Annotated in this window: 31 protein-coding genes; 21 read left to right on the plus strand and 10 right to left on the minus strand. The window is 61.9% G+C overall.

The window, feature by feature from the left end:
• Positions 1 to 14: 14 nt before the first annotated feature.
• Together AC57B1_RS04645 and AC57B1_RS04650 are read right to left on the minus strand one after the other, a co-directional pair.
• Positions 15 to 380, minus strand: coding sequence for a plasmid mobilization protein (locus AC57B1_RS04645; protein WP_496416789.1), 366 nt, complete (start codon positions 378 to 380; stop codon positions 15 to 17).
• A complete protein-coding gene (locus AC57B1_RS04650; protein WP_496416790.1) occupies positions 380 to 637 on the minus strand; it encodes a hypothetical protein in 258 nt (85 codons plus the stop codon). Before AC57B1_RS04650 ends, AC57B1_RS04645 begins: the two co-directional genes overlap by 1 nt.
• 346 nt (positions 638 to 983) lie before the next feature.
• On the opposite strand from AC57B1_RS04650, the gene AC57B1_RS04655 reads away from it, so the two are divergent.
• Positions 984 to 1,514 carry a hypothetical protein gene (locus AC57B1_RS04655; RefSeq protein WP_496416791.1) on the plus strand — a complete coding sequence of 177 codons (531 nt, stop codon included), beginning with the start codon at positions 984 to 986 and terminating at the stop codon, positions 1,512 to 1,514.
• Between the two features lie 222 nt (positions 1,515 to 1,736).
• Here the strand turns inward: AC57B1_RS04655 and AC57B1_RS04660 are convergent, their stop codons facing one another.
• Positions 1,737 to 2,012 (minus strand): MerR family DNA-binding protein, encoded by a 276-nt coding sequence (locus tag AC57B1_RS04660; RefSeq protein ID WP_496416828.1) that lies wholly within the window; start codon positions 2,010 to 2,012, stop codon positions 1,737 to 1,739.
• A 33-nt stretch (positions 2,013 to 2,045) separates the two neighbouring features.
• Positions 2,046 to 5,015: a Tn3 family transposase gene (locus tag AC57B1_RS04665; RefSeq protein WP_496416792.1), complete on the minus strand. Its 2,970-nt coding sequence runs from the start codon at positions 5,013 to 5,015 to the stop codon at positions 2,046 to 2,048.
• Between the two features lie 142 nt (positions 5,016 to 5,157).
• On the opposite strand from AC57B1_RS04665, the gene AC57B1_RS04670 reads away from it, so the two are divergent.
• From AC57B1_RS04670 to AC57B1_RS04680, 3 genes are read left to right on the plus strand one after another with little or no spacing between them, the layout of a single operon-like run.
• The gene (locus tag AC57B1_RS04670; RefSeq protein WP_496416793.1) at positions 5,158 to 5,814 is read left to right on the plus strand and encodes a recombinase family protein; all 657 of its coding nucleotides are present in this window, start codon (positions 5,158 to 5,160) and stop codon (positions 5,812 to 5,814) included.
• A complete protein-coding gene (locus tag AC57B1_RS04675) occupies positions 5,786 to 6,568 on the plus strand; it encodes a helix-turn-helix domain-containing protein (protein WP_496416794.1) in 783 nt (260 codons plus the stop codon). Before AC57B1_RS04670 ends, AC57B1_RS04675 begins: the two co-directional genes overlap by 29 nt.
• A gap of 26 nt (positions 6,569 to 6,594) precedes the next feature.
• Positions 6,595 to 6,936 carry a hypothetical protein gene (locus tag AC57B1_RS04680; RefSeq protein WP_496416795.1) on the plus strand — a complete coding sequence of 114 codons (342 nt, stop codon included), beginning with the start codon at positions 6,595 to 6,597 and terminating at the stop codon, positions 6,934 to 6,936.
• A 106-nt stretch (positions 6,937 to 7,042) separates the two neighbouring features.
• On the opposite strand, the gene AC57B1_RS04685 is transcribed toward AC57B1_RS04680, so the two are convergent.
• Positions 7,043 to 7,186, minus strand: coding sequence for a MerR family DNA-binding transcriptional regulator (locus AC57B1_RS04685; RefSeq protein WP_496416796.1), 144 nt, complete (start codon positions 7,184 to 7,186; stop codon positions 7,043 to 7,045).
• On the opposite strand from AC57B1_RS04685, the gene AC57B1_RS04690 reads away from it, so the two are divergent.
• The 7 genes from AC57B1_RS04690 to AC57B1_RS04720 all read left to right on the plus strand — a co-directional run bounded on the left by AC57B1_RS04690 (position 7,185) and on the right by AC57B1_RS04720 (position 12,321).
• The gene (locus AC57B1_RS04690; protein ID WP_245292648.1) at positions 7,185 to 7,661 is read left to right on the plus strand and encodes a mercuric transporter MerT family protein; all 477 of its coding nucleotides are present in this window, start codon (positions 7,185 to 7,187) and stop codon (positions 7,659 to 7,661) included. The genes AC57B1_RS04685 and AC57B1_RS04690 overlap by 2 nt on opposite strands.
• Positions 7,662 to 7,678: 17 nt before the next feature.
• On the plus strand, positions 7,679 to 8,017 hold the full coding sequence (locus AC57B1_RS04695) for a heavy-metal-associated domain-containing protein (protein WP_225246255.1): 339 nt from the start codon (positions 7,679 to 7,681) through the stop codon (positions 8,015 to 8,017).
• 4 nt (positions 8,018 to 8,021) lie between these two features.
• A complete protein-coding gene (locus tag AC57B1_RS04700) occupies positions 8,022 to 8,240 on the plus strand; it encodes a hypothetical protein (protein ID WP_125302879.1) in 219 nt (72 codons plus the stop codon).
• Between the two features lie 9 nt (positions 8,241 to 8,249).
• Positions 8,250 to 9,680: a mercury(II) reductase gene (gene merA, locus AC57B1_RS04705; protein ID WP_052642505.1), complete on the plus strand. Its 1,431-nt coding sequence runs from the start codon at positions 8,250 to 8,252 to the stop codon at positions 9,678 to 9,680.
• A gap of 9 nt (positions 9,681 to 9,689) precedes the next feature.
• The gene (locus AC57B1_RS04710; RefSeq protein ID WP_052642507.1) at positions 9,690 to 9,950 is read left to right on the plus strand and encodes a hypothetical protein; all 261 of its coding nucleotides are present in this window, start codon (positions 9,690 to 9,692) and stop codon (positions 9,948 to 9,950) included.
• Positions 9,951 to 10,080: 130 nt separating this feature from the next.
• Positions 10,081 to 11,436 (plus strand): dihydrolipoyl dehydrogenase family protein, encoded by a 1,356-nt coding sequence (locus AC57B1_RS04715; protein ID WP_052642509.1) that lies wholly within the window; start codon positions 10,081 to 10,083, stop codon positions 11,434 to 11,436.
• Positions 11,437 to 11,655: 219 nt separating this feature from the next.
• Positions 11,656 to 12,321: a hypothetical protein gene (locus tag AC57B1_RS04720; protein ID WP_052642511.1), complete on the plus strand. Its 666-nt coding sequence runs from the start codon at positions 11,656 to 11,658 to the stop codon at positions 12,319 to 12,321.
• On the opposite strand, the gene hisI is transcribed toward AC57B1_RS04720, so the two are convergent.
• Together hisI and AC57B1_RS04730 are read right to left on the minus strand one after the other, a co-directional pair.
• Positions 12,252 to 12,668 (minus strand): phosphoribosyl-AMP cyclohydrolase, encoded by a 417-nt coding sequence (gene hisI / locus AC57B1_RS04725; RefSeq protein ID WP_077472851.1) that lies wholly within the window; start codon positions 12,666 to 12,668, stop codon positions 12,252 to 12,254. The two genes, AC57B1_RS04720 and hisI, sit on opposite strands and share 70 nt — an antisense overlap.
• Before the next feature lie 55 nt (positions 12,669 to 12,723).
• Entirely contained in the window at positions 12,724 to 13,017 is a 294-nt protein-coding gene (locus AC57B1_RS04730) for a hypothetical protein (protein WP_077472850.1), read from the minus strand.
• Between the two features lie 387 nt (positions 13,018 to 13,404).
• Here AC57B1_RS04730 and AC57B1_RS04735 point away from each other — a divergent pair, with 387 nt between their 5' ends.
• The 3 genes from AC57B1_RS04735 to AC57B1_RS04745 all read left to right on the plus strand — a co-directional run bounded on the left by AC57B1_RS04735 (position 13,405) and on the right by AC57B1_RS04745 (position 14,690).
• On the plus strand, positions 13,405 to 13,827 hold the full coding sequence (locus AC57B1_RS04735; RefSeq protein WP_052642515.1) for a mercuric transporter MerT family protein: 423 nt from the start codon (positions 13,405 to 13,407) through the stop codon (positions 13,825 to 13,827).
• Between the two features lie 19 nt (positions 13,828 to 13,846).
• The gene (locus AC57B1_RS04740; protein WP_052642517.1) at positions 13,847 to 14,140 is read left to right on the plus strand and encodes a cation transporter; all 294 of its coding nucleotides are present in this window, start codon (positions 13,847 to 13,849) and stop codon (positions 14,138 to 14,140) included.
• A 151-nt stretch (positions 14,141 to 14,291) separates the two neighbouring features.
• Positions 14,292 to 14,690 (plus strand): MerC domain-containing protein, encoded by a 399-nt coding sequence (locus AC57B1_RS04745; RefSeq protein ID WP_052642519.1) that lies wholly within the window; start codon positions 14,292 to 14,294, stop codon positions 14,688 to 14,690.
• 132 nt (positions 14,691 to 14,822) lie between these two features.
• On the opposite strand, the gene AC57B1_RS04750 is transcribed toward AC57B1_RS04745, so the two are convergent.
• Positions 14,823 to 15,449 carry a recombinase family protein gene (locus tag AC57B1_RS04750; RefSeq protein WP_052642521.1) on the minus strand — a complete coding sequence of 209 codons (627 nt, stop codon included), beginning with the start codon at positions 15,447 to 15,449 and terminating at the stop codon, positions 14,823 to 14,825.
• Positions 15,450 to 15,544: 95 nt separating this feature from the next.
• On the opposite strand from AC57B1_RS04750, the gene AC57B1_RS04755 reads away from it, so the two are divergent.
• Positions 15,545 to 18,442 carry a Tn3 family transposase gene (locus tag AC57B1_RS04755; protein WP_496416797.1) on the plus strand — a complete coding sequence of 966 codons (2,898 nt, stop codon included), beginning with the start codon at positions 15,545 to 15,547 and terminating at the stop codon, positions 18,440 to 18,442.
• A gap of 204 nt (positions 18,443 to 18,646) precedes the next feature.
• Here AC57B1_RS04755 and AC57B1_RS04760 read toward each other — a convergent pair whose 3' ends face one another.
• Entirely contained in the window at positions 18,647 to 20,749 is a 2,103-nt protein-coding gene (locus AC57B1_RS04760; protein ID WP_496416798.1) for a ParB/RepB/Spo0J family partition protein, read from the minus strand.
• 202 nt (positions 20,750 to 20,951) lie between these two features.
• On the opposite strand from AC57B1_RS04760, the gene AC57B1_RS04765 reads away from it, so the two are divergent.
• The 6 genes from AC57B1_RS04765 (at position 20,952) to AC57B1_RS04790 (ending at position 23,249) form a co-directional block, all read left to right on the plus strand.
• Positions 20,952 to 21,365 (plus strand): antirestriction protein, encoded by a 414-nt coding sequence (locus AC57B1_RS04765; RefSeq protein ID WP_496416799.1) that lies wholly within the window; start codon positions 20,952 to 20,954, stop codon positions 21,363 to 21,365.
• A 55-nt stretch (positions 21,366 to 21,420) separates the two neighbouring features.
• Positions 21,421 to 21,741 carry a hypothetical protein gene (locus AC57B1_RS04770; protein WP_496416800.1) on the plus strand — a complete coding sequence of 107 codons (321 nt, stop codon included), beginning with the start codon at positions 21,421 to 21,423 and terminating at the stop codon, positions 21,739 to 21,741.
• Entirely contained in the window at positions 21,738 to 21,932 is a 195-nt protein-coding gene (locus AC57B1_RS04775) for a hypothetical protein (RefSeq protein WP_496416801.1), read from the plus strand. Before AC57B1_RS04770 ends, AC57B1_RS04775 begins: the two co-directional genes overlap by 4 nt.
• A 44-nt stretch (positions 21,933 to 21,976) precedes the next feature.
• Entirely contained in the window at positions 21,977 to 22,201 is a 225-nt protein-coding gene (locus tag AC57B1_RS04780; protein WP_496416802.1) for a DUF3717 domain-containing protein, read from the plus strand.
• On the plus strand, positions 22,198 to 22,608 hold the full coding sequence (locus AC57B1_RS04785) for a hypothetical protein (protein WP_496416803.1): 411 nt from the start codon (positions 22,198 to 22,200) through the stop codon (positions 22,606 to 22,608). Before AC57B1_RS04780 ends, AC57B1_RS04785 begins: the two co-directional genes overlap by 4 nt.
• Positions 22,609 to 22,949: 341 nt before the next feature.
• Positions 22,950 to 23,249 carry an XRE family transcriptional regulator gene (locus AC57B1_RS04790; protein ID WP_496416804.1) on the plus strand — a complete coding sequence of 100 codons (300 nt, stop codon included), beginning with the start codon at positions 22,950 to 22,952 and terminating at the stop codon, positions 23,247 to 23,249.
• A 110-nt stretch (positions 23,250 to 23,359) separates the two neighbouring features.
• Here the strand turns inward: AC57B1_RS04790 and AC57B1_RS04795 are convergent, their stop codons facing one another.
• Positions 23,360 to 26,194, minus strand: a complete 2,835-nt coding sequence (locus AC57B1_RS04795) for an IS1096 element passenger TnpR family protein (RefSeq protein ID WP_496416805.1) — start codon at positions 26,192 to 26,194, stop codon at positions 23,360 to 23,362.
• Positions 26,195 to 26,201: the final 7 nt, after the last annotated feature.

The raw sequence follows: 26,201 nt of genomic DNA on the forward strand, positions 1-26,201 counted from the left end.
ATCAGGTCACCGTATCAGTCGACCTTGCCTAACGTCGCTTTCAGGTACCGCGAGATCATCTGCAACTGGTCAAGCAACTGCGCATACGTCGCCTCGGACAGCTTGCCGCGCACGTGCTCGGAGTTCGCACGGTGCGCGATCTGGTTCAGGTTGTTGCTCGTCTTGTTGAACACGTACAGCAGGCGCTTGCGATCGGTGCTTGCCTTCGGTCGCGCGACGATCTGCGTGCGGTTGGTCAGCACCGCTTGGCGGAAAAACTCCGATTGCGTCATCCCGCTTTGCGCCACCTTGGCAAGGTACGCTGCGCGATCCGCATCCGACAGACGGAACGCGATCGGCTTGCCCAGCCCTGCCACGCCATTGCTTTTCTGCTTTGGCATCACCAGAGCCCCTTTGAGCGACTACGGTCGATTTCAGCGCCGACCATCGCAAACGGCCTGCCGTCGTCATCGATCGGATGCGCGCGAAACTCGTATTCCGGCCACCGCAACTCGCACTCGCGCAGCACGCGCATCGCCTGGTCCCCCGTCATTGGCCACGTATAACCGGCCCACGGCGGATAACGCGGCTCGCTGCCGCGCTCATCGGCACGCGGCCCCACGACAAGCTGGATCACCCATTCGCTGCTCGGAATCATCGCCTGACCTCCGTATTCGCTACATATGCATTACGCATACCTGGCAGTGCTTAGTGTCGGTAACGGAGTGCCGACATGCTGACGCGGCAGTAGCCCGCGTCGGGGTTTCAAAGGGGCTCGCCCCTTTGGCACGAGATATTTTACGGGATGCGTAGCATCGCGTAAACATATCCGACGTGCCTCGCCTCGCCTTCAATTTTAACCGCGCTACCTCACAATACCCGCCTACACCCCGAACCATACCCTAAATGCACCTTTCAGGTGGACATCAACAGACACCAAGTGGACACAACATACCCATCATATGCCATCATCATCCCGTCCAGTACCCTCCCAGCAGACACCAATGCCCAAGATTGACATTGATGCCATTACCCAGTCGCTCGCACCCGACCATGACGCCCCTTCCGATCGCCGCGAATCGGCTTTGCTGGTCGATCTGATCGAGCACATTGACGCCGCCATTGCGAGAGGCGTCCCACGCGCCGTCGTCCTGTCGCGCCTCCATGAAGGCGGATTCACCATGACACTCCCGGCTTTCATCAAGGCCTTGCAGCGGATTCGCAAACGCCTGGGTAGGCCAGCCCCCCGCCGAGGTTCGCGCAACCCCGACCAGGCCATTGCGCAACCAGCCACACCGACACCTCAACCTCGGCCCGCATCGCCAGTCACTCACGCGCCTACGCCCAACGCAGCGTCTGCCATGACGAATAGCGCCACCGTCAAGACACGTGAAGAACTGCAACGCGACAACCCAACCTTGTCGAGCGTTCAGATCAGCAAACTGGTTGCCCAGCAGTACGCCGATCCAGTCGTTACGTCCGAAGAGCTTGAAGAAATGAAACGCAAATACAACCCACCTCAGGTGAAGCGCTAAACCGTATCGCCCCGCCGCGCTGCGCCGGGTCGGGCCGCTCCCCATGCATCCTGCATGGGTCCCCGTGGCCCTCGATACGGGCGCGCGGCGCGCGCCAATCCGCCTGGTGGTCGTCAGGCGCAGCAAAGGGTTTTCAGAAAAGGGGCGGTATTCAGGGTTTTACTGCCGTGCCGTTAATGGGGTCGGTTCCGGTATGGGGCGAAATGACACCCTAAGCGCCCGTCAAGCGGCGAGCGCGTTAAGGATCGGGCATTCCGGCACGTCTTCGCCAGAGCATTGCGAGATCATTGTCACGAGCACCGCTTCAATGCGCTGGAGGTCGGCAATCTTGGCGCGAACCTCGGCTAGATGCGGTTCGGTCCGGCGCTGCACCTCCGCGCAGGTCTGGCTTCTGCAATCGACAAGATGAAGCAGGCCGCGGACCTCGTCGATGCCAAAGCCGAGTTCGCGCGCCCTGAGGATGAAGCGCAGGCGGCGGACGTCGGTTTCGTCATAGATGGGGGCATCGCAGAATCTGGTCGTAAACGTACGCTAAGGTTCTGACTGGCGGTTTTGTGTGCGTAATGGACGGAATCCATCTTCCGGCAATTTCATATCACCCCAGAGGTAATCGCCGGTGAGGCTGATGTGCTCCCAGCCCAAGGGCGCCGAATGGCTGAGCAATGCGTCGTTGATGTCGCGGCCTTGCCCTCGAAGATAATCTGCCGCTTGCCCCAGATAGACGGTGTTCCACAGGATGATCGCCGCCGACACGAGATTGAGGCCCGAGGCCCGGTGCCGCTGATTTTCAAATGTGCGATCCCGTATCTCACCAAGCCGATTGAAGAATACGGCACGGGCCAAGGCGTTGCGGGCCTCACCTTTGTTGAGATTGGCGTTGGTGCGGCGACGCAGATCGATGTCATCAAGCCAGTCGAGCATGAACAGAGATCGTTCTAGACGGCCAATTTCCCGTAGCGCCCGCGACAATGAATTCTGCCGCGAATAGCCCGCGAGCTTCTTCAGCATGACGGACGCACTGACTGTACCGGTGCGGATCGATGCGGCCAGATGCAGCACATCCTTCCAATCGTCCTCGATGGCCTTCACATTGATGGTCCCGCCGATCAATTGATCGAGGGCGGCAAATTCGACGCTGGGCGTAAGCGTATAGAGCCGCCGCTCGCTGAGGTCGCGAATACGCGGGGCAAACCGGAATCCCAGCAAATGGCAAAGCCCGAACACATGATCGACAGCGCCAGCGGTGTCGGTGGCATGCTCCTTGATCTCCAGTTGGCTCTCATGGTTGAGCAGGCCATCGATGACATGCGCCGCCTCGCCAGCGTTGGCGGCGATGACCTTGTTGTAAAATGGGGCATAGCGGTCTGACACGTGGGTGTAGAAGAGGACCCCGGACTCTGAGCCATATTTGGCATTGTAGTCCGCGCGGCCTTCGCCCTTGGCGCCGGCTCGGTAAAACTGACCATCTGACGACGAACCGGTGCCTGGTCCCCAGATCGCCGAATGCGGCAAGACATGATGGTAATCGACGATGGCCGCCAGTGCGGCCGCATAGGTTTCGTCGCGGATGTGCCACTGCGCGGTCCAGATCAGGCGGGCGTGCGTCAACCCTTGCGAGCTTTCTGCCATGCGCCCCAACCCGAGATTGGTGGCATCGGCCAGGATGGCGGCCATCAAGGCTGGCCCATCCTGGGGCGGCTCGCCGCTTCGCACGTGGGCGAAGTGATCGCCAAACCCTGTCCATACCGCAACTTCGGCGAGCAGATCGGTGATGCGGATGCGCGGCAATAGGCCGTAAAGCTGGGCTTTGAGCACCTCGGCTTCCTCGGGAACGGCGTTGCGGAGCGGGGAGATTTTGAGACCGCCATCGTCGAGGATTACGTCGGGCAACTGGCCCTTCAACGCTTTGCGGTTAACCTCGGCCATGCGTGCACCGAGCCTTTGGCGTCGATCGGCGAGCCAGGCAGCAAACGAGGTATCGACCGCGACGGGGACATTCTGCTCGAGGAGCATGGTTTCGAACGCGGGCTTTGGAAGCAAATAGTCACTCAGCGTCCGATATGCCCGGCTGCCCTCGACCCAGATCGCGCCCGACGCCAAGCGCTCCCGCAAATGCACAATGACTGCGATCTCATAGGCCCGGCGATCCACCGTGCCGTCCTGAAGAACGAGCTTGCGCCAGCGAACCCGAAGAAATCCTAGCGGCACGTTGGGCGGAAGAGCCCGCCGGTTGGCCGTATACATGTCATTGAGTATAGCGACTGCCGCAAGAACGGGTTCGTTCGACTTCGCTGCCCTGAACGTAAAGGCCGCCAGAAAAGGCGGGGCGAAACGCCGTACCGATGGATAGCGTTGAAGCACATCCTCAAGGCCGTCTTCGCTCCCAGCAGTGAGCAACTCGGTTTCGCGAACGCTGCGCTCGATGTTCGACCATCCAATTTCCCGGTCAATTGCATCTCTAGGATCTTCGGGATTCCAGCGCCCTTCGATCAACAGGCGTCCGAGGGCTGCATAGATTTTGCCAATTTCCTTCAGACGGCCAGCTTCCTCGACAAGCCGGTCGGAGCGCGATCGGGCGGCACGACGGAAGAGCGACCCGATCATCTTTTCCATCATGAAGACGGCGGCGTCGGTCAGCGCCACTTCAATTTCGATGGTGAACGCGCAGAGCGTCGCGGTACGCCGAACCTCATCCAGCCTCGATAGATGCTGTGCGCTCATGATCGCCGCCTCGCGTGCCATGACGGCATAGCGGTTGGCGTGAATGGTGCGCGCCCGCTCCGGCTCGATGGCCAGACCCCGCGCTATTTCCAGCCTTTCAATCACTGCGGCGAGGTTGCCGGCGCTCGGCGCTTCGGGATATTCGCGCAACCAGGCCAACGTCGTCCGGCCAAGAGCTGGCCCCGTAATGAGCAATTGTGCGAGATTATCCCGCTGGTCGCCAGATAGGCCACGCGCAATTCCGGAATAAGCAGATTTTCGCGCACGGGCGCGGGCTACTAGGGCGATACGCTCGAACGTATCGCTGGCCGGCAAGGTGACATTGTTGTCGCGCATGGCCTGCACCATTGCCACAACGATCGCTTCGCCCCTGTCGGTCGCTGCAGCCACATCGGCGGCGATTTCGAACAGCGCACGCCTATCTGAAACCACGAACGGGCGCATGCCCAGCCACGCTTCGGCTTGAGCGCGATGTTCGCGCAGCGTCGGGGATCGATCTGCATAGAGGTCAAAATCCTTGACTGTGCAGGTGAGCTGTTCGGCGAGCAGCGCCAGCATCGGCAAGGGCGGTGCCTCATCTGCGCGAAGGGCTCGGCCCGGCGCTCGTAAATAGCAAAGCTGGACGGCAAAGCCGATCCGGTTAGCGGGACGACGCCGACGAAAGATCTCCGCCAGCTCCGCACTGCCCAGCGTGTAGACCCGCTCAATGCTGGAATGGTCTGTCGGGGGATCGAACAGCGCCGCACGCTGCCCGGGAGTGAGGATGGTTTTGCCCGCCATGTGCGATTCCCGATTTCACGTGTCACTTATTCATATTGAGAACCGTTTATCATCCATAGACAAAATGACGGATTATATGACACTATCGTGTCCAGTGGCAGGGTGCTGGCAACCGCGCTCCATAAACGGACGTATATGTGACATGCTCATCGGATATGCCCGCGTCTCGAAGGCCGATGGCTCGCAGGCCCATGACCTGCAACGCGATGCGCTGGTTGCCGCCGGTATCACCGCCGACCAGATCTACGAAGACAGTGCATCGGGACGCCGTGATGATCGCCCAGGGCTCGACGCCTGCCTGAAGGCACTGCGTGCCGGCGACACTCTGGTCATCTGGAAGCTGGATCGTCTAGGCCGCGACCTGCGACACTTGGTCAACACCGTCGGCGAACTGACCACGCGCGAAATCGGTCTCAGGGTTCTCGCAGGAGAAGGTGCCTCGATCGACACAACGACTGCCAATGGCCGCCTCATTTTCGGAATTTTCGCCGCACTGGCAGAATTCGAGCGCGAACTGATCGTTGAGCGCACAAAAGCTGGTCTCGCGGCGGCCCGCGCGCGCGGGAGGAAAGGAGGACGGCCATTCAAGATGACGCCAGCCAAGCTTCGCCTCGCGCAGGCGGCGATGGGAAAGCCGGAAACCGTCGTGGCAGACCTTTGTGTGGAAATCGGGATTACTCGGCAAACACTGTACCGGTTTGTCGATCCCAAGGGCGCATTGCGCGCCGAAGGCGAGCGCCTGCTCGGTCAGAGGAAAACTGGAAAATCTGATGAGCGAACCGTTAAAATCTCTGAGTGAACGGGAACAGGACACGTTGCGGTTGCTGCTGGCGGGACATGATGCCAAGTCGATCGCAAGAGATCTCGGTCTTTCGGTTCACACGGTCAACGACCGCCTTCGCGAGGCACGACGCAAACTCGGCGTTTCCAGCAGCCGAGAGGCAGCCCGGCTTCTCGGCCAAGCTGAGGGCGAACACCCCAAATCTCTTGCACCCACAAATTTCGGGATGGCCGAGCAGGAGATTGGAACTCAACAGACGGTGCGCACCGGCCCACTTACGGGCATCAACCACCGTCGCTGGTGGCTCGCAGGAGGATTACTCGTGTTATTTGCCATCGTCGCCGTCGCCTTCCTCTCAGTGAATGGCGTAGAGGAACCCCGCGCTTCTTCAGCGCTCGCGAGCCAAGCTAGCGCCCCTTCGCCCGCGCCGTCCAGTGCGGCTAGTGCAAGCCAAGCCCAAAAATGGCTGATGCTTGTCGACCAGCAGAACTGGTCGGAGAGTTGGCGCGAGGCGGGGACGATATTCCGTTCCCAGATTTCAGCAGATGGCTGGGCCTCTGCAATCGTCCCAGTCCGTAAGCCGCTTGGCGCGGTAATATCCCGTTCGCTTGCCAAGGCGACGAAAGCCACCTCGCTACCCGGCGTGCCAGCAGGGGAATATGAGGTTCTCGAGTTTCAAACGAACTTTGCCGCCAAGCGAGGGGCGATTGAGACGGTGATACTGGCAAAAGAACAGGCCGGATGGAAGGTAGATGGTTATTTCATCCGCTAACATTCTGATCGACGGGAAGCGCTGAGATGATCCAGTCAATCATCGCCCTCATCGCAATAGGCCTGCTGATCCGCATGTCCTTCCGTGCCAATGCTCGCTTCCGCAAAGAGGTCCGGTTGCCCATGCAATGGGCATTGGACGGATCGGTAAATTGGACCGCGCCTCGCGTTTTTGCGCTTGCGATGACGCCAGCTTTGGCTTCCTGTATTTTGTCCGCCATCGTCGCGGTGACACTTTTTCTGTCGCCCAGACCGGGCCAAGAAGGAATGGAAATTCCAGGGGTGATTTTCATAGCCTTGGTTTTCCTGACCGCGCACTGGTTCCATCTCTGGATGATTGAGAAGTCACTGAAAAAGAACGACCTCTGATCCCCAGCGATCCGGGCACCTGATACGTTAAAGCCAGAGCCATTGCCGCTCCGCTCGACAAGCGCAGGCCTTAGCGTACGTTTACGACCAGATTCTGCGATGCCCCCTAGATGCGATAACCGCTGGCGCTGCGCGGCGGGTCGGGTAGCAGGCCGATCTTCTCGTAATAGCGGATGGTCTCCAGATGGCAGCCGGTCGCACGGGCCAATTGGTGGCGCTGCAGTCCCTTGGCGGAAAGAAGAGAATTCATGGTGAAAATACCTCTTGAGTCTGTACTGGCTACAGAGCCTATCCTGTTTTCAGTCAGAAATCGAGGATGGTTTGCGATGAACGAAATTGGTAGCAAGACATTGAATTCTTCGAAGGCGGCCGCCGAACCGGATCGGCGCGAGGGCGGGCTCGCGGCGATAAGCGTTATCGGCGCTTTTCTGGCATCGGCCTGTTGCATCGTCCCGCTGCTCCTGGTGACACTCGGTGTATCGGGCGCATGGATCGGCAACCTGACGATGCTCGAACCCTATAAGCCCTATATCGCGGCGGCGACACTCGTGCCGCTCGGGTTTGGCTTCTGGCAGGTCTATTTCAAGCCCAAAGCCGCGTGCGAGCCGGGTTCCTACTGCGCCCGTCCGCGCTCCGCCATCATCACCAAGACCGCGCTTTGGATCGCAACGATCCTCATCGTGCTCGCCAGCACCATCGGCTGGTGGGCGCCGCTGTTCTATTGAAACGAGGAGATAACCACGTGAAATACCTGTCGAAACATCTGGTCGCCGCGGCTGCGCTTGGCTTGAGCGGTACTATTATGCTGCCACTTGCCCTTCCCGCGTCCGCACAATCCGCGTCGGAAACGGTTACCGTCAAGGAGCTGACGCAGACCTTCGCAATCGAGAACATGTATTGTGCCCTTTGTCCGGTCACCGTGCGCAAGGCCATGGAAGGCGTTGCGGGCGTGAAGTCGGTCAAGGTGGATTTCGAGGCCAAGACGGCGACGGTTGCCTATGACCCGTCGACCGCGACGGTCGCGGCCATTGCCGCTGCTTCCACCAATGTTGGCTATCCTGCCAAGGCGATCGGGAGTTGAGTCCGTGCCTGACCGGTCCATGCTTGGCGTCGGAGTGGTTGGCGTCTTGATCGCGGCGCTGTGCTGTCTGGTGCCGATCCTGCTGGTGGCGGCAGGTTTGATCGGCGTGGGAGCGCTGACAACAGCGGTCTACGGTCTGGTGCCAATTCTCATCCTCATCATTGCCGCAGCCGGTTACCTGCTGTGGCGACATCGTTCACACATCGATACCAGGAAACATTAGGAGATTTTCATGTCTGACTGCTGTGCGCCCCAAAAAGGCAATGGCCGCTACGATCTTGCGGTGATCGGTGCCGGTTCGGCCGGGTTCTCGGCCGCAATCACGGCCTCTGAGCAGGGGGCGAATGTCGCCCTGATCGGCCACGGCACGATCGGCGGCACCTGTGTCAATGTCGGCTGCGTACCGTCGAAGACGATGATCCGCGCTGCCGAGGCGCTGCATGGTGCACGCGCCGCGCATCGCTTTCCCGGTCTTGCCGGGGAAGCCAACGTCGCTGACTGGGGCCGTTTGGTCGCCGCCAAGGACGACCTGGTGACCACGCTCAGGCAGAAGAAATATGTCGACCTTCTGCCACAATACAACGGCGTCGCCTATCTGGAAGGGAAAGCGCGCCTGAATGGTCAGGGCGCTCTGATTGTGAACGGCGATCCGATCATGGCTGGCAAAATCATCATTGCTACCGGATCAGCGCCGGCCCTGCCGGACATTCCCGGCATTGGGGATGTGCCTTACCTCACCAGCACGACCGCGCTCGAGCTTTCCGAGCTGCCGCGTTCGCTGCTGGTGATCGGCGGTGGCTATATCGGCTGTGAACTGGCGCAGATGTTCGCCCGTGCCGGGGCGGAAGTGACACTTGTAACCCGCCGCCGCCTGTTGCCGGAAGCCGAGCCGGAAATCTCCGCAGCATTGACCGGTTATCTTCGCGACGAGGGCATTACCGTCCTAACCGGCCTCTCCTATCGCCGGATCGCGCGCACGGACCGCGGTGTCGAACTGACGGTCGCCATCGACGGAGCGGACGAAGTGATCGCGGCCGAGCAGGTGCTTTTGACCACTGGGCGGTCCCCGAACACCGGCGGTCTTGGCCTTGCCGAGGCGGGAGTTAAGCTATGCGGTAATGGCGGCGTCTTGGTTGATGAGCGGATGCGCACCTCAAAGCCTGGCGTCTATGCGGCAGGTGATGTCACCGGTCGCGACCAGTTCGTCTATATGGCAGCCTATGGCGCCAAGCTCGCTGCCCAAAACGCACTGAACGGTGACAGCCTTGTCTATGACAATGCGGCCATGCCGTGGGTGACGTTCACCGATCCGCAGGTCGCGGGCGTCGGCCTGACCGAACAGGCGGCTCGCGACGCCGGCTTCGAGACCAAGACTTCGATCGTATCTCTTGACCAGGTGCCGAGGGCGCTGGCCGCGCGCGACACGCGCGGGCTCATCAAACTGGTTGCCGACGCCAAAAGCGACCGATTGCTTGGTGGACAGATCCTCGCGCCCGAGGGCGCCGACAGCATCCAGACGGTGGTGTTGGCCATCAAGCACGGCATGACGGCGAAGGCGCTCGGCGAGACAATCTTCCCTTATCTCACCACGGTCGAAGGGTTGAAACTGGCGGCGCAGGGCTTCGGCAAGGACGTGGCGAAGCTGTCATGCTGCGCCGGATAGGAGGCTTCGATGGAACCTTCGAACGGATACGGCCTTGCGGGATTGCTCGCGGCTAAGATCGTCTGCTGCGGCGCGATTGTACTGGCAGCAACAGGCGCGATCAGCTTTGCCGGCCTTGCCAGTTGGCTGGTCGGCGGCGGCTACTTCTGGCTGGCAGCGGCCGTCTTGGCCATTGTCGGAATCTACTTGTGGCGGCACCGCGCGCGGGCAAATGGCAAGACCGACGGCAAAGGCCCCGTCGGTCAACCGATATACGGTCGGCGCAAGTAGTTCTGCTCAAAAGCGTCGCCGGATGTCATGTTGAGAAGGGTATTATTGCAGGCAGGGCGTTGCAAACCTTGCTGTGGGGGTTAGGTTTTTTGTCAGGGGGAAAAGTAGTCTTTTAGGAGAGGAGAATTGCATGAGCGATAACAAAAGCTTCGATCTGATCGTGATCGGAGGTGGGACGGGTGGAAATGGTGTCGCCCGGATGGCCGCTGACGCTGGCTGGAAGGTCGCCAGCATCGACGCCCTTCCTTTCGGCGGCACCTGTGCATTGCGAGGCTGCGATCCCAAAAAGATGCTGATCGCCGTGACTGAGGGCATTGACTGGGCCCGCAACTTGAGCGGCAAGGGGCTGGAAGCACAGACATCCGTCGACTGGGCGGACATGATCGCCTTCAAGCGCACGTTCACCGACGCGATGCCTGGTCGCATCGAGGGCGGGCTGGAGAAAGCCGGTATCACCGTGTTGCATGGCGAGGCACGCTTCACCGGGCGAGACAAGATCGAGGTGAATGGCGAGATCTTGTCGTCCCGGAACTTTCATATCGCCACCGGCGCTCGGCCAATGACGCTGAATATCCCCGGCGAGGAGTTGCTGGCGACTAGCACCGACTTTCTCGAGCTGCCCGAACGGCCGGACCGGGTCGTGTTCGTCGGCGGCGGATTCATTGCGATGGAATTTGCCCATATCTCCAAACGCGCAGGGGCGCGGGAAGTCACGGTTCTGGAGATGATGGAGCGACCGCTGGGCAATTTCGACCCCGACCTGGTCGGTATCCTTTCCGAGGCGACCGCCGATCTGGGGATTGACCTGCGGACCGAGGCCAAGGTTCTGAAGATCGAGAAAGACGGGTCGGATTTCACCGTTACCTATAAGACGCCGGAAGGAAAGCAGACGATCAATTGTGATCTGGTGGTTCATGCCACCGGGCGCGTGCCCAACATCGAGCATCTCAACCTGGAGGCCGCGGGCGTGGAATACGGCCGCAAAGGCATCAAGGTCAGCCCCTACATGCGGACCACAAATTCCGCCATTTTTGCAGCCGGCGACTGTGCCGACAGTGGGCCTAATCTGACCCCGGTTTCGGCCAACGAAGGCCGGATTGCAGGCAAGAACCTGCTCGCAGGAAAGGATGAGCGCGCGGTCAGTTATCCGCCGATCCCAAGCGTTGTCTTCACGCTGCCGCAGCTTTCCTCGGTCGGCCTGTCCGAAGCCGCAGCACGCGACAAGGGGCTGGCCTTTGACACGCATTTCGAAAAGACCGCCGGCTGGTACTCGTCGCTGCGGGTCGGGGCGCGCTACAGTGCCTACAAGGTTCTGGTCGAGAACGGGACCGGCCATATTCTTGGTGCACATCTGATCGGCCCCGGAGCGGAGGAACAAATCAATCTCTTTGCCATGGCTATGGGCGCAGGGCTGACCGCGAACAGGATCAAGGGCATCATCTTCGCCTATCCCAGCTATGCGTCGGACATCAGTTCGATGGTGTAGCTGATGCGGCAAGGCTGGCATTTCGATTGCGGGCGTCTCTGAAAACGCTCGACGCGACGGGGAGCAGAGTTTGGGAGGCGCCCCACCGGCAGACACACGATCGTTTCGAACGGCCAACGGCCTTACCATCGAGGACAGCATGAGCAAAGGAATGTCCCCCAGTCAGCGATTCCCGACGGTCGAGCGTCTTAGTCCTGCCCGTTCAGCAGGATTACGCCCATGACCAAGCGCCGGGTCTGTGATTCCGAGGCACCCTACGGCGATCCGGGCATGCATCTCGGCCGCCTCGCACTCGGTCTCTCCGACAGCGCCGCTGCGTCGACCGACGCGCGTGCGGTGATCCGCGATATCGGACGGTTGCTGTCCGCGGCAACGCTTCGCGTCGATCGCATCTTTGTGAGCGCGCAGCCGCTGCATCCGGCCTTCCGTGCCCGGACCTATCTCTGGCTTGCCGACGACGACAGAGTTCGTGTCATCGATTGGCCGCATGGTCTGAAGAACCGACCGGGCTATCTCGCTTCCCCGGATCATCATGTGCACACGACGCGCACGGAGCTCCGCGTTCCTCGCCTGCAGGACGTCCGAGCGTTTCGGTGCGACCTCTACGGCGAACTTAGGGCTGACGGCTTTACCGACTATCTTATCGTTCCGCTGCGCTTCGGTGATGGCACGATCAATACTCTCTCCATCGCGACACGCCGGCGGAACGGCTTTCCGGAGGTGGCTTTGGAGGGTTTTCGGCGGCTGGTCGGTCTTCTGACCGTGATACTGGAGCGCCTGGTCGCGCTCGAAAACATCGATATTACCCTGAGGACCTATCTCGGCGGGGCATCCGGCACCCGGCGGAGCGTCGGGCGACCCGGCGCCGTAACGATCCGGCGATAGAAGCAACTCGCCCGGCCGGTATGGCAACATCCGCCGTCTCCGCCAGCGCGCACCTTGAGCCACACCGCGTCCTGATCACAATCGATGCGCAGTTCCTCGACCTGCTGGACTTGCCCACTCGTCGCGCCCTTATGCCAAAGACACTTGCGGGACCGGCTCCAGTACCAGGCCTGACCGGTCTCGATCGTCTTTTCCAGCGCCTCCGCATTCATCCACGCCAGCATTAGCACCACACCGTTCGCCGCATCCGTGGCGACTGCAGGAATGAGCCCATCCGCGTTGAATTGCGGCGTCAGAATGGAGTTTTCTTCGATCGTTTCCGCGAGGTCCGCGGCCGGCGTGGTCATGGGCAAGGGCGTATCTCCGAGTGTACGGGGTATTTCGCGATTGGAGTGTGCCGGCTCAAAGGATGGTTGGTGGTTGGCGGCTGCCGGGCCGTGCTTTGGGCTCGTCACATGTGCATGTCGGGGAGGCATCTTCCCGACGAGATGAAGCCCGGCGCCAGCGCATGAGGGCATAGCCGGCGGCTCCAGCCAGGAGTGTCAGCACACCCCCTATCACGAGACCTTGCCCGCTGAACCAGCCCAAAACGCCGCCCACCGCCGAGCCGATGACTACCGGTCCAAGGCAGCAAAGCGCGACTAAAGGCGCGATGATGATCGCGGTCACGATGCCGGCGGTCGGTTTGTCGTCCAAGGCGCTCTCCGTTCTGATCGCAGATCCATAGCATCGCTGCGGCGCGGTCCATTAATCACAAGCACGACCGCGTCGGGTATCCCGATGACGCGATCGCTGCCAAAGAGATTCGTTACACCCTGTACTCGGTACAGGGTCAAGACAAAATCTTGATCGCTTGGCCACGTAGGCACTGCGGAAACAGAGATTGGTAGCGCCACGGTTCATGATGCTTGAAAACCCCAGCTACGGTCTTCAGACGACAGCGACTGCTCAACGGGTTCCACTTTCCAACGCCCTCACAGAAGCGTGATCGCAAATCGTTGAAATCCCCCTTGAGTCTGTAGTGACTACAAGGCGTAGGCTACTTCGCAAATCGCTGTTCAACGATGCAGAAAGTGAGCAATTATGGAGGCATCATCAGGTCTCAAAGGATCCCGAACGTCGGCGACCGCCGCCATCCACGTGACATCGGAACACCAGCGGGGCGGACGCCAGCAACTGCTCGCCGCCGGCGGCATTCTCGGGGCGATCGCCGTCTCGAGTTGCTGCGTCATCCCGTTTGCCCTGTTCACCGTGGGCATCGGCGGAGCCTGGATCAGCAACCTCACCGCCCTCGAACCGTATCAACCGATTTTTGCCGCCATGACGTTCGGTATCCTCGGCTACGGGTTCTATCTCGTCTATCGCGAGCCAAAGGTCGCCTGCGCTGAGGGCTCCTATTGCGCCCAGCCCAAGTCGGGACGGATCGCCAAAGCCGGCCTCTGGGTTGCCACCGTCCTCGTCATCGTCGGACTAGGGTTCCCGAGACTTGCGCCCCTGTTCCTCTAAGCCAAAGGAGAATGATCCCATGATCCGCCCTGTCGCAGTTGCCGTTCTCCTCGCTCTGCTTTCCCCGCTCGCCGCCGTGGCCGGCGAGAAGACTGTTATACTGAACGTTGACAACGCCACCTGCGCGCTCTGCGCCCCCATCGTCAAAACGGCCCTCTCTCGTGTCTCGGGTGTCACAGCGGTCCAGGTAAAGGAAGCCGACGCAATGTCGGGTGCTGTCGCCACGGTCTCTTTCGATGACGCAGTCACCGGCGTACCGACCCTCATTGCTGCGACGACCAACGCCGGCTATCCGTCGCATGTGGCGCAATAGCCGCCGGCTGATTGGCGGCGGCGGGCGGAGAGCGGTATCACCTCTCTTCGCTGCTCCACATCGGCACGCTGCTGCCTCAAAGGGTGAACGGCGCCGTCGAAAATATCCACCCGGCGGGTGCGAAGTTGCAGGTGTGTAGGAGACTGCAGCTATGGCCGCGAACACCATCGAGCAAAGTACCTTTTGGAAACGGCACCTGGACAAATTCGGGGCCGCCGGATCGGTCTTCGCGGCGCTCTGCTGCCTCGGTTCCCCGGTACTCCTTTCGATTGTATCGGCCGTCGGGCTTGGCTTCATCAAAAGAGATGCGATCCTGTTCCCATTGTTAGCAGCGTTTCTGGCCGTCACCCTACTCGGGCTATATCTTGGAACACGCAGCCATCATCAACCGTGGGCTCTCATCATCGGGGGGCTCAGTACGCTGGCGATAGCGGTCGTGTTTCTCGGTCTCATGCCAAGCCTTGTCCTGGCCTACGTCGGCATTTCTGGTTTGATCGCCGCCAGTTTTCTCAATGTCTGGCTCAGAGTACGCCAGCTAAGGAGCCGGTAACACCGAAACAATCAGTTCGCTTTTGGCGAACGGGAGACGATGTAGGCGTATCTCTGGTCATGGAGCCGGCGTTGCCCGGCGATCAACCGGCGTTCCGGTTCTCGCTCGATGTCATCGGGACCTTTATCGGGCTCAACGATTTGGCTCGCGAGCGACGATAGCGTTGCGGTTACGTTGCACGATATCGGAGACGGTGTTCTTGCTGAGCCCAAGTTCGCGACCAATGAGCCGATAGCTGCGGCCTTCAGCAACGAGCGCCAGAACTCGCGGAGCCAGACGGTCCGACTTCGGGCGCTGCCCCCGCTGTCGACCGAGTTTCTTGCCGCGCGCTTTGGCAACGGCCAAGCCCGATTTGACCCGTTCGCTGATAAGATCGCGTTCGAATTCAGCGATACCGGAGAGGAAAGTCGCCAGCATACGGCCATGAGGAGATGACAGATCGAAGGTCATGCCGTTCATGGCGATGACTGAGACCTTCCAGCTTTCCAGCTCGCGCAACGTGTTGAGGAGATCGATCGTCGAGCGTCCCCAGCGGGAGAGTTCTGTGACCAGGATGGCGTCGATATGTCTGGCCTGAGCGAGCGCCATGATCTTCTTGCGCTCGGCCCGGTCCAGCTTCACGCCCGAGCCCGTCTCTTTATATATGCCGGCAATTTTATATCCGGCACGTCCGGCGAAGGCGGTCAGATCTCGCTCCTGTCGTTCGCAGGACTGATCAGCCGTCGAAACCCGGCAATAGATGGCCACGCGCTGTCCCAATTGAACCCTCGTGGTTTTGTGGCTCGCAAAGCCTTGATTTGCATGGGGCGATTGTTGTCCAAAACAGACTGTACTTCAACAGGGACAACGCGCGCATGCCAAGACGACATATTCTCGCCGAGCGACAGCGCTCGGCGTTGCTCGACCTGCCGACGGACGAGTTATCACTGCTGAAGCATTACACATTGGGCGACGACGATCTGGCAAACATTCAGGAACGCCGCAGACCAGAAAACAGGCTGGGTTTCGCCCTGCAGCTTTGTGCACTACGCTATCCAGGGCGCGCGCTGGCTCCGGGCGAAATGATTCCGCATGAAGTCCTTTCCTTCATCGGAGCTCAGCTCGGCGTTCCGGCCGATGCGCTTCTCACCTATGCCGCCCGGCGTCAGACCCGCCAGCAACATATGGAGGCGTTGCGCGAGATCTACGGCTACAAGACATTCACGGGGCGCGGGGCCCGTGATCTGCGGGATTGGCTTTTCGATCAGGCTGAAGATGCCAGGTCGAACGAAGATCTGGCGCGGCGCTTCGTCGCGCAATGCAGGAAAATGGTGACCATCCTGCCGGCGGCGTCAACGATCGAGCGTCTGTGCGCCGATGCCCTTGTTGCCGCCGAGCGATGCATTGAGACACGGATAGCGGAAAGGCTCGACTTTAGTGTGCGCGAGCAACTGGACGGGCTTCTGACCGAAATGGTTGACGGAAACATCAGCCGTTTCATCTGGCTTCGCCAGTTCGAAGTCGGCAGCAATTCCGCATCAGCGAACCGCTTGCTTGATCGGCTGGAGTTCCTGCGCGGTCTGGAAGTCGATCCCCAGATCCTCCTAGGCGTACCGCCACACCGCATCGCGCGCCTGCGTCGGCAGGGCGAGCGTTACTTCACGGATGGCCTGCGCGACATCAGTTCGGATCGGCGGTGGGCGATCCTCGCCGTTTGCGTCGTCGAATGGGAAGCCGCGATCGCCGATGCCATCATCGAAACCCACGACCGCATCGTTGGGAAAACTTGGCGAGAGGCGAAACGGCTACATGACGAGCGGATTGCCGGTTCCAAGGCCGCAGTCACCGATACGCTTCGCGCTTTCACGGCATTGGGAGCCTCTTTGCTGGAAGCTCGCGACGATGGTGTTCCGTTGGACAATGTGTTGGCACGGTCGGCCGAATGGCATCAGCTTGAACAGCTGGTTGCCGTAGGGACGCAACTCACCAGTACATTGGCAGACGAGCCGTTGGCTCACGTCGGACAAGGGTATCATCGTTTTCGCCGATATGCGCCGCGGATGTTGCGATGCCTGAAGCTCAAGGCTGCGTCGGTGGCGGAGCCATTGATTGCAGCCGCGAAAGCCATCGGCGAAACACGTGCGCCGACATCAACAGGTATATCATTCCTGCGGCCGAATTCGAAATGGCATCGCCATCTCCGAGCGCAAGACCGAGGCGATGGTCGTTTATGGGAGGTCGCGGTGCTGTTTCATCTTCGCGATGCTTTCCGGTCTGGAGACATATGGCTGGATCATTCCCGCCGCTACGGCGATCTCAAGCAGGTGCTTGTTCCGATGACCTCGGCGCAGGCGAATGCCAGGATGGCTGTTCCTCTCGATCCTCAAGCTTGGCTGGCTGACCGCAAGGGTCGCCTTGCGGATGGTCTGAAGCGGCTGGCACGTGCCGCTCGCGACGGGACCATCCCCCATGGTAGCATTGAAGATGGAACGTTGCGGATCGACCGGTTGACCGCAGACGTTCCCGAAAGCGCAGAGGAACTGGTCCTCGATCTTTATCGTCGAATGCCGCCTGTGCGGATCACTGACATCTTGCTGGAAGTTGACGCGGCGGTCGGATTCTCGGACGCCTTTTCCCATCTCAGAACCGGAGCGCCATGCAGCGATCGGGTCGGCTTGCTGAACGTTCTGCTCGCCGAAGGGCTGAACCTAGGCCTTCGAAAAATGGCGGAAGCCTCGAACACGCATGATTACTGGCAGCTCTCGCGCCTTGCCCGCTGGCATGTCGAAAGCGAGGGCATGAACCAGGCGCTGGCGATGGTCGTGGCCGCGCAGGGCAAGCTGCCGATGTCCCGGTTCTGGGGCATGGGAAAAACCGCATCAAGCGATGGTCAGTTTTTCCCTTCGGCACGACAGGGCGAGGCCATGAACATGATCAACGCCAAGTACGGCAGTGAGCCTGGGCTCAAGGCTTATACCCACGTCAATGACCAGTTCGCGCCGTTCGCCTCACAGACTATTCCCGCAACCGTCAGTGAAGCTACGTACATCCTCGATGGCCTGCTGATGAATGAAGTCGGCCGGCAGGTCGGCGAGCAATACGCCGATACGGCGGGGTTTACCGATCATTTGTTCGGGACCAGTGCCATGCTCGGCTACCGGCTCGTCTTGCGCATCCGCGACTTACCGTCGAAACGGCTTTATGTCTTCGATCCCGCGGGGACACCCAAAGATTTACGCAAGCTGGTGGGCGGCAAAATCCGCGAAGAACTGATTGTGTCAAACTGGCCTGATCTCTTCCGCTGTGCTGCCACGATGGCCGCCGGAAAGATCAGACCGAGCCAGTTGCTCCGGAAACTCGCATCCTATCCCCGACAGAACGATCTTGCGGCCGCGCTTCGGGAAGTCGGCCGCGTCGAGCGCACTCTCTTTATCATCGAGTGGATCCTCGATACCGATATGCAGCGCCGCGCCCAGATTGGCCTCAACAAGGGCGAAGCCCACCATGCCCTCAAGAGTGCCCTGCGCATCGGCCGTCAAGGTGAAATCCGTGATCGAACCACTGAGGGGCAGCATTACCGGATCGCCGGGCTGAATCTGCTGACGGCGATCATCATCTACTGGAATACCGTCCACCTTGGCCACGCCGTCGCCGAACGGCGAAACGAAGGCCTCGATGTGCCACACGAACTTTTAGCCCACATCTCTCCTCTGGGCTGGGCGCATATCCTGCTGACCGGCGAATATCTTTGGCCCACGGAGGCAAACGCTTAGGGTGTCATTCCGCCCCCAGCCGGAACCGACCCCTTAATGAGGCTAGCCGGTTGGTCGCCCGATCCGTCGGCGTGTGTTTGCGGAGCCAGGCCTGACCGTACCTGACGGCCTCGGCTCCCTTTTTGTGCCCACACGACATGCAGGGCGCAAAAAGCCGCCCGGGCCTGCACCCGGACGGCTTCACGTGTGAACAGCTACCGTCGTCTATGCGGCTTCGGCCAGTCCTTCGTGGTCGTCGCCAGCTTCGTGCCCGGCCTCATCAATCACGTCATCCGGATCAGCACCCGCGTTGTGCGCCTCGTCGTCCGCTTCACCGTCTGCGTCATCATCCGCCCACGCATACGACCGAAATTCCGGCACCGCGCGGTTCGCGAGCACTTCCGGCAGCCAGCCCGACTCGGCCATCCGCACTTCGGCGGCAGCCGCCGCCGCGTCCTTCTTCATGCCCTGCACCTCGGCGGCGGCCTGCGGTGAAACGTGCTCGCGCAGCACGTCCGCGATGCGCGATTTCGACACGTGGTCAAAGTAGCTCGCGCGCGTGGGCTTCCAGTAATACGACAGGTCCACGTTCAGCACGTCAGCAAGGCTGTTGACGGCGTGTTCGCCGTCACATCCGTCGATACCATCAACGGTGGCCGCCACGCAGAACGCAAACAGATTCGACTGGATATCGGAACCCTGATCAAGCAGCCACGGCAGCAGTGCATCCGCGCGCGCCGGAAGCATGCGCATCCACTTCGCGCGCTCGGCCTCGGTCTCCTTCCACGCCACGCTGTCGGCCATGTCGTCGGCGTGCTTCACCAGGGCGTTGCGTGACGTGCGCAGGTCAACCTGGATCGCGTGCTCCGGATACTGCCGTTCATAGTGTTCTTCGAACACGACCGGAATCATGCGGCTCATCAGCACCGCGAGCGCGACGTTCGGATGCCTCGCCAGTTCGGTCTGGATCGCCGCCGTGCGGTGTGCTGTCAGACGGCGGCACAGCTTTTCGTTGTGCAACGGCGTCACACGCGCAGGCTTGCCGGATTGCTCCGTTGCCGTCACCGGCAAGGCATTACCACCGCGTGCGGCGGTCCTCTCCTCGGGCCGGATCAGGCCGCGCTCGATGGTTACGAACCCATCGTCATCGAGATAGACGAACGCCCCGGCGCGCTGCATGTCCTCCGGTGCGAACACTTCGAAGCGTTCGGCGTACTGGTCGACCGCGTGCGTGGCAACATCGACAGCCGTACTCAGGCGGTCGTGTCGTGCCTCATCTTCCTCGCCGTCCTCGTCGTAATAGGCGTTCAGTTCCATGTGCGCCGCGTCGCGTGTCGCGACCAGTGCGGCAAGCTCGGCCTTTTCGCTCTTCGTCGGCTTGCGCGTGGTCGAATGCACACGGCCATAGCGGATCAGTTCGTTTGCGTCGCCCCGGGTCCGGGTCTCTATCCAGTTCCACCCCTGGGCGGCGACAGCCTGGGAGATTTCAATCAGGCGGTCGGTCGCGAGCCGGTGCAGCAGGTCGGCATCCGTGATGTATCCGGCATTCTCGCCGTCGCTGAACAGGTCCCGACGCACGAAGCCGCCTGCCGCCTCATACGCGTCCAGCCCGACGAACTTCGCGAGCGCATTGTCGCGTGAATCGATTTCGGCCTTCGTGATCGCCGCGCGCAGCTCGGACGGGCGGCGTTGCCATGCGTTGATCGCGTTGTTCCACACGCTCTCCTGCGTCGCGTGATCGTCGGCCAGCGCCAGCATTTTGGCCTGCTCGTAGTCGAGCTTGTCATCACGCAGCAGATCCAGCAGCGCCGGCGCAAGGTTGGCAATTTTTAGCGCACGGCGCACCACCATTTCCGACACCTTGAACAGCGCGGCGATGTGAGCCGTGCTTTTCCCCTCCTCGGTGAGCAGCCGGAAGGCGACGCTTTCGTCTGCGATCGACATGGCTTCTCTTTCCCGGTTTTCGATCAGCGACGCGGCCACCGCTTCGCCCTCGCTGACGATCAACACCGGCACCTGGTAGTCCTTCGTAATCCGCTCCTGCGAAAACAGCAGGTCCAGCGCGGCGAGCCGCCGCTGTCCGGCGCACACGCCGAGCTTCGGCTGCTTGCCACGGCCCTTCATGGCGTGCACGACCAAATTTTGCATCAGGCCTTTTTCAGCGACAGTTCCGGCGAGCGCCTCGATGCCGGTGGGAGCCTTCTTGCGGACATTCAGCGGCGAGCGGCACAGCCGGGCGTACGGGACGTATTCGATCTGCGTCGCCTGGACTTCGTTACTGGGATTCTTTCGGGATGTTTGCATCAGAGTTATCTCCGGTTTGGCCATCGCTTTATTGCGAGGCACACCGATATCTTATCAGTCTTTTAGCCCTAATAAACGTAATGTCGATGATTTAATCTAATTGATTTATTTTGCCAGTAAACATATTAAATCAATTCTATGCAAAATAGACGTTTCTAAGGGGCTTTTAGCCCTTATAATGAAATCGTGCCTCGCAATAAAGCGATGGCCAAACCGGAGATAACCGATGACCCAGACTCTTGCCCGCATTACCTCTTCCGTCGTCCCTGACGAGTTGCGCCTCAATGTGCTTCCCCGCTACCTCGGTCGCCACTTCCTGCCGGGCGAGGCGCTTGTGTACGACTGGGCGGCCCGCCTTTGCCATGCCTACGACGGCGGCTTCTGGAATTTCTTCACGTTGTCCAATGGTGGCTTCTATATGGCTCCGGCCAACCTTGGGCGGGTCCATGTCCGCTGGCACCTGAACGGCTATAACGACACGATGGGCGCGGACGCCTTCGGCATCGTCGTCACGCTGTTCGCACTGTGCCATCTGGCCGAAAAGACGCGCGATGACGCGATCATCAACCGTTACCACGAACTGCGCACGTTCGCGACGCAGCACGTGGAAGCGGCCAACATCCTGCGCGTAATCGACTGATCGTGTTTTCCGGCCTGTGGTCTTCCCACAGGCCGGACATACCAAGGACACCGAAATGGATACCCTGAACATCCGCCCGACGTGGCTCACTGCCCTTCTTCCGTTGCTGGCCGTCTATCAATATGGAGACCGGGAAATCGTACGTGCTGAACTGTTCCGCATGGCGCTGTCTGCGGATGCGGCGGCCAGGTCGGCCGACGCACTGCACCGTATCGCCAACATGCTCGACCGGGACGGTCACGCAATCGACATGCACCGTGAGGAGCTTTGCGCCATCGCGCGTGCGGCGCTTTCCGAATTCGACCGCGTACCGCCTCGTGCGCCTCTGGTTGCGGTTCATGAAGCCGTCCAGCGCACCCGTGAGCGCGCCGCATGACGACAGAACTGAAACAGGGTTGCGACCTGAAGCGCGGCGACGTGCTGCGTACATGGTTCGGCAACCAGACGATTCTTCAGGTGCTGCCGTACAGCGGCCCGTTCGACTTCATCTGTGGTGTAGCGAAGTTCCCGGGCGCTGAAATGTCGATTGTCCGCGCCGGGCGTTACGAAGTGCTGGTCACCCGATAACCGGAACTGCCCGCGCGTACCGCGCGCGGGCTATGGAGTCTGACATGCCAACCTTTACAATTGCCGAAATTGAGCAGGCGATCAACGTGTGGCGCAATCGCCAGGCGTCAGGAGAAGACGCGGCGCTGTGCCCGAAAGCGCGTCGCCTTGCCGACATCTATGGCGAGATGATCTATACGCACGCAACGACCATCGACGTGTCTTCGCTGTCAGCCGAGCAGGTGGAAGCTGTGACCACTGCCCTTTATCAACAGGAATTGCCGCTATGACCGACGAATCGAAGTTTCCCCCCGAAGTGCTCGAACAGTTTCGCCGCGAGCAGGAGGAAAGCGACGCCCACTTTACTGCCGCGCCTGAGCGGTTTTTTGAGGCATGGAAACAGGCTGTCATGCTGGCCGGTCCGGTGTATTTCGGCGATGGCACCAGACAAGCCGTTGAGAAGGCGAAAGACAAATGGGCGCTCGCGCCCAATGGCGCGGTCATTCTCGATGCCTTCGGTGTTCTCAGCAGCGGCGAGCGGACCTTCCTTGCCGCGCTGTATTCGTTCTACAACTCGGACGATAGTGTTCCTCTGTGGGAGAAAGCGGGCATCAGGGGCTTCGCCTACCTGTCGGGGCTGGACCTTGTTCGTCGCAAGCTGATCGCGGAGCTTTTGCTGAACTACGTTGGCTGGTGATGGCCCGGTGTATCTGTGTTCGAGGCTGACAGGCTCCCACTCGCCAGTCTGGTTGCAGACACCTGTGCCGTGCCCCCCTTCCTGCTAAACACGGTCTCAGGATAACCGGGAGCGTATCGCGCGCGCCGGCGCGCCCGGATCGAGGCGCCTGGGGACCCACGCCGGCAGGCGTGGGGTGCGCGCCGGCGCGCCGCAATAGCGGCGTGACGATCCGGTGCGGCCTGGGCAGACCGCCGCCCGGGGTCGTCAAGCGTCCGCAGGACGCGTGAATCCTCCGCGGCGCAGCCGTGGGGGCACGAATGCAGGAGGTTCCCTGCGACCACACAAAGGAAATTGAACCGATGAATTACGAAGTGAACATCAGGCCGGAATGTCTGCGTCCCGCAGAGGCGGGATGGGAGCGACCACACGGCGCCGAGATCCAGGAAGTGATCCGGCGCACCGGCTTGCCCGGGCGGGGCGTCGCGCGCGTGCTGGGCTTGTCTGAATTCGGTGGCCGGCAGGTGCGTCGCTGGATCAGTGAGGACGCTGCCATTCCCTATTCCGCATGGGCGCTGCTGTGCGATCTGGCGGGCCTGGGCTGCATCTGGCGCGTCCCAACGCCCGGCACACAAGCCGATCCGCCAGACTCGCCGGCCTGATGCGGCATGGGGCCATCGCACGTGTGCCGCCTTGCTTGCCCGCTGCTACGTCAATCCGCACCGTATTGCCCGATCAGGTATGGCGTGCCGCCACGCTCCTCAATCATGCGTCACTCCCAGCCGCTGCCGATGTTCGCAAGCCGCGCATTCGCTTCGGCGACGCGAAACGCCTCCGGATCGAACGACCCGCCGAGCCAGTCGAGCAGCTCGCGCCGGGCGCCCGTCCTCCGGCCGGCGAGCGTACGCAGCAGATGCGCGTAGCCGGGCGGACCGCCACAGTCTTCCGGTGGGCAGGCGCGCCGGCCTGCGACACAGCGCGGATACCGGATGCGCGACGAGGGCGGCACTTCCGCCTCGATCTCAACCGCGTGATGCCAGTCGTCGCCCATGTCATACGTGTAGCCGATCGTGTCGCCCGGCTGACAGACGTTGAGCAACCGCACGCCGTCGGCGCGATCGACGTCGAGATCGACCCGGTCGAGGAAGCCGTACAGTCCAAACCCGTACCGGTGCATGTCGCCCCACCCCATCGCTGCCTGAAGTATCCCGTGCAGCCCGGCCAGACTGATGTCGGTCGGGATCTCGATGCGCCTCCAGATCTCCGGCGCGACACCGAGCAGGCTCACACGCAGCCGCCAGATGCGCGGCGGCGACACCGCGGGCTTCCCCGATTCCGGGAACGGAATCACGTCTGCTATAGACCGTTCATCAGGCAACCCGGAGTGCGTCCAGCGACGCTCGCCCCACTGCGCGTCGATCGCGCAGGTGCAGTTCCGGTCCTGCGCCTCGATCGAGATGTCATCAAGCCAGGCCTCGACCTCCCTGTCGAGCAGGATCTCCTGCCCGTAGGCGATCGTCAGCAGAACCACGCCCGGTTCGACGGTCTCGGCATCACTGGTCTCGAGGATCCAGCGTTCGAGCTCGCCGCGTACGCGCCCGGCCAGACGATCGGATGACGCCTGAACCTGCAGCGTCAGCCGGATCCTGGCAATCTGTTCGACGACCGGAGGAAGTCCCGGTGGGACCGGCCCGGCATCCCCGGCGGGAGCCACCGGTGGTGGCGTTGCCTCGTGACCGGATTCCAGCGCGTCTTCCACGGATCCGGCCGTCGCCGATGTCGTCAGCGCCTGCATCTGCCCAAAATAACCCGCCAGTTCGCGCCGGACCCGCTTCGTCTCGGCCTGCGCATAGAGCGTGGTCGTGGTCAGCGACGCGTGACCCAGCACTTTCTGCGCGACATCGGGCGGCACGTTGGCCGCGACCGCCTGCGTGCCGAACGTGTGCCGCAGCGCGTGCGGGGTCGAGTTCGCCAGGTGCCGGCGCTCGTCGTCGGTCAGGTCGAGGGTGCCCTGCAGCTGGTCGAACGCCCAGCTCACCAGGCCGCGTAGTCCATTGCTCGAGTAGCCGGCTGGCTCCGCCGACCCGGCAGCGTGCCGGCGCTGCGCGGCCGGCGTCGGCGGAATGTCGACCGGCCTGATCAGCGGCGCCGTCGCCGGCGGATCATTGAAATCGAGCCTGCGGTCGGCCCAGTGCGCGCGCAGCGCGGCCAGCGTCGCGGTGCTGACCGGCACCGAACGTTGCTTGCGTCCTTTACCCAGCACACCCAGCACCCAGCCGGCGGGCGTATCACCGTCGGCTTGCAGGTAACCCAGGCGTTCACGGCGCGCGAGCGTCGCCTCGGTGATCCGCAGCCCCGAATCGCCCATCAGCAGGATGGCCGCCTGGGCGGCCCGCCATTGCGGACCCGATGGCCCCAGGCGCCCGCTGCGCCCGTCGAGGCCCACGCGCACTTTCGTCCAGAGCTGCAGCGGCAGCGCCCGCTCGATGCGGATCGCGTATTCCGGCGTATCGGTGGCCGGGTCGGTCACCGCCGCCCACGGATTGCCGGCCAGATAGCGGACCTTCACGAGCCAGTCGAACGCGGCGCGCAGCACGGCCACCGCGTATTTCTGGCTGCCGGGCGTGAGGCCATCGGGGGCGAACGGGCGCCAGCGCGGCGAACGGCGCGCCATGCGCGGTCCGGTGAAGCGTTCGGCCGGCGCGGCGAGGAACGCCTTGTACGCGTCGCAGTCGTCGACGGACAGCGACGACAGTGCCGCGCCGCGTTCCGTGACCGCCCACAACAGCAGCCGTTCGAGCTCGCGCGTATACGCGCGCAGCGCCTGCGGCCGGTCGGTATAACGGTGCAGATACGAGCGAATGGCATCCAGGTCGTGCTGCGCCTGCAGGTAACACAGGCCCGACGCGCGATTCACGCCGGCGGCACCGGACAGCAGGTCCGGCAATTCGATCCGTTCGAGCGGCGCGAGCGGGCCGGATGATGGCCCCGCCGAGCCGGCGGGCACGAGCGCGACGTGGGTGGCCGTCGGCGCGGCGAGCGGTTCGGTGGCATCGACGTCGGCGTCGACCGTGACCGCCAGCGAGCCGGCGTGCCGGCGCAGCCAGGCGACCAGGATCCGTGCGCGCAGGAGGCCAATGCGCGGCACCGAGCGCCACCAGCTGCCGCCGTGCCGGTTGCAGAACGCGACGAGCCCGCCGAGCGTCGTACTGCCCTCGCCTGTGAGCCGCCTGGCGATCAGCGGCCGGAACCACAGCCCGACCGGGTGATGCGCGAGCGGCACGGCCACGGCGAGCCGTGAGGCCTGCTCGACCATGCGCAGGCTCACGGCGGTCAGCTGCGCGCTGCCGTGCCGGCGGATCGACGCCTTGAGGTGGTCGGCCAGCACGGATGAACCGTGCAGCAGCGCGAGCTGCACGAGCCCATCGCGCATCGTGCGCAGGTGGTGCTCGAGCCGGGCGGGATCGTCGTGGTACGGCGTCGTATCGGAATCGAAGTACAGGCGCGCGATCGTCGGCAGCGGCACGCGCTGCACCCAGGCGCGCAGCGCCGCGAAGTCGGTGCGCGTCCAGGTGCGCAGGGGTGGCTGGATCAGCTGCTCGGCCATGTCGGAT

It is taken from the genome of Paraburkholderia sp. BGA-UO-ETr-F21 (assembly GCF_059567925.1).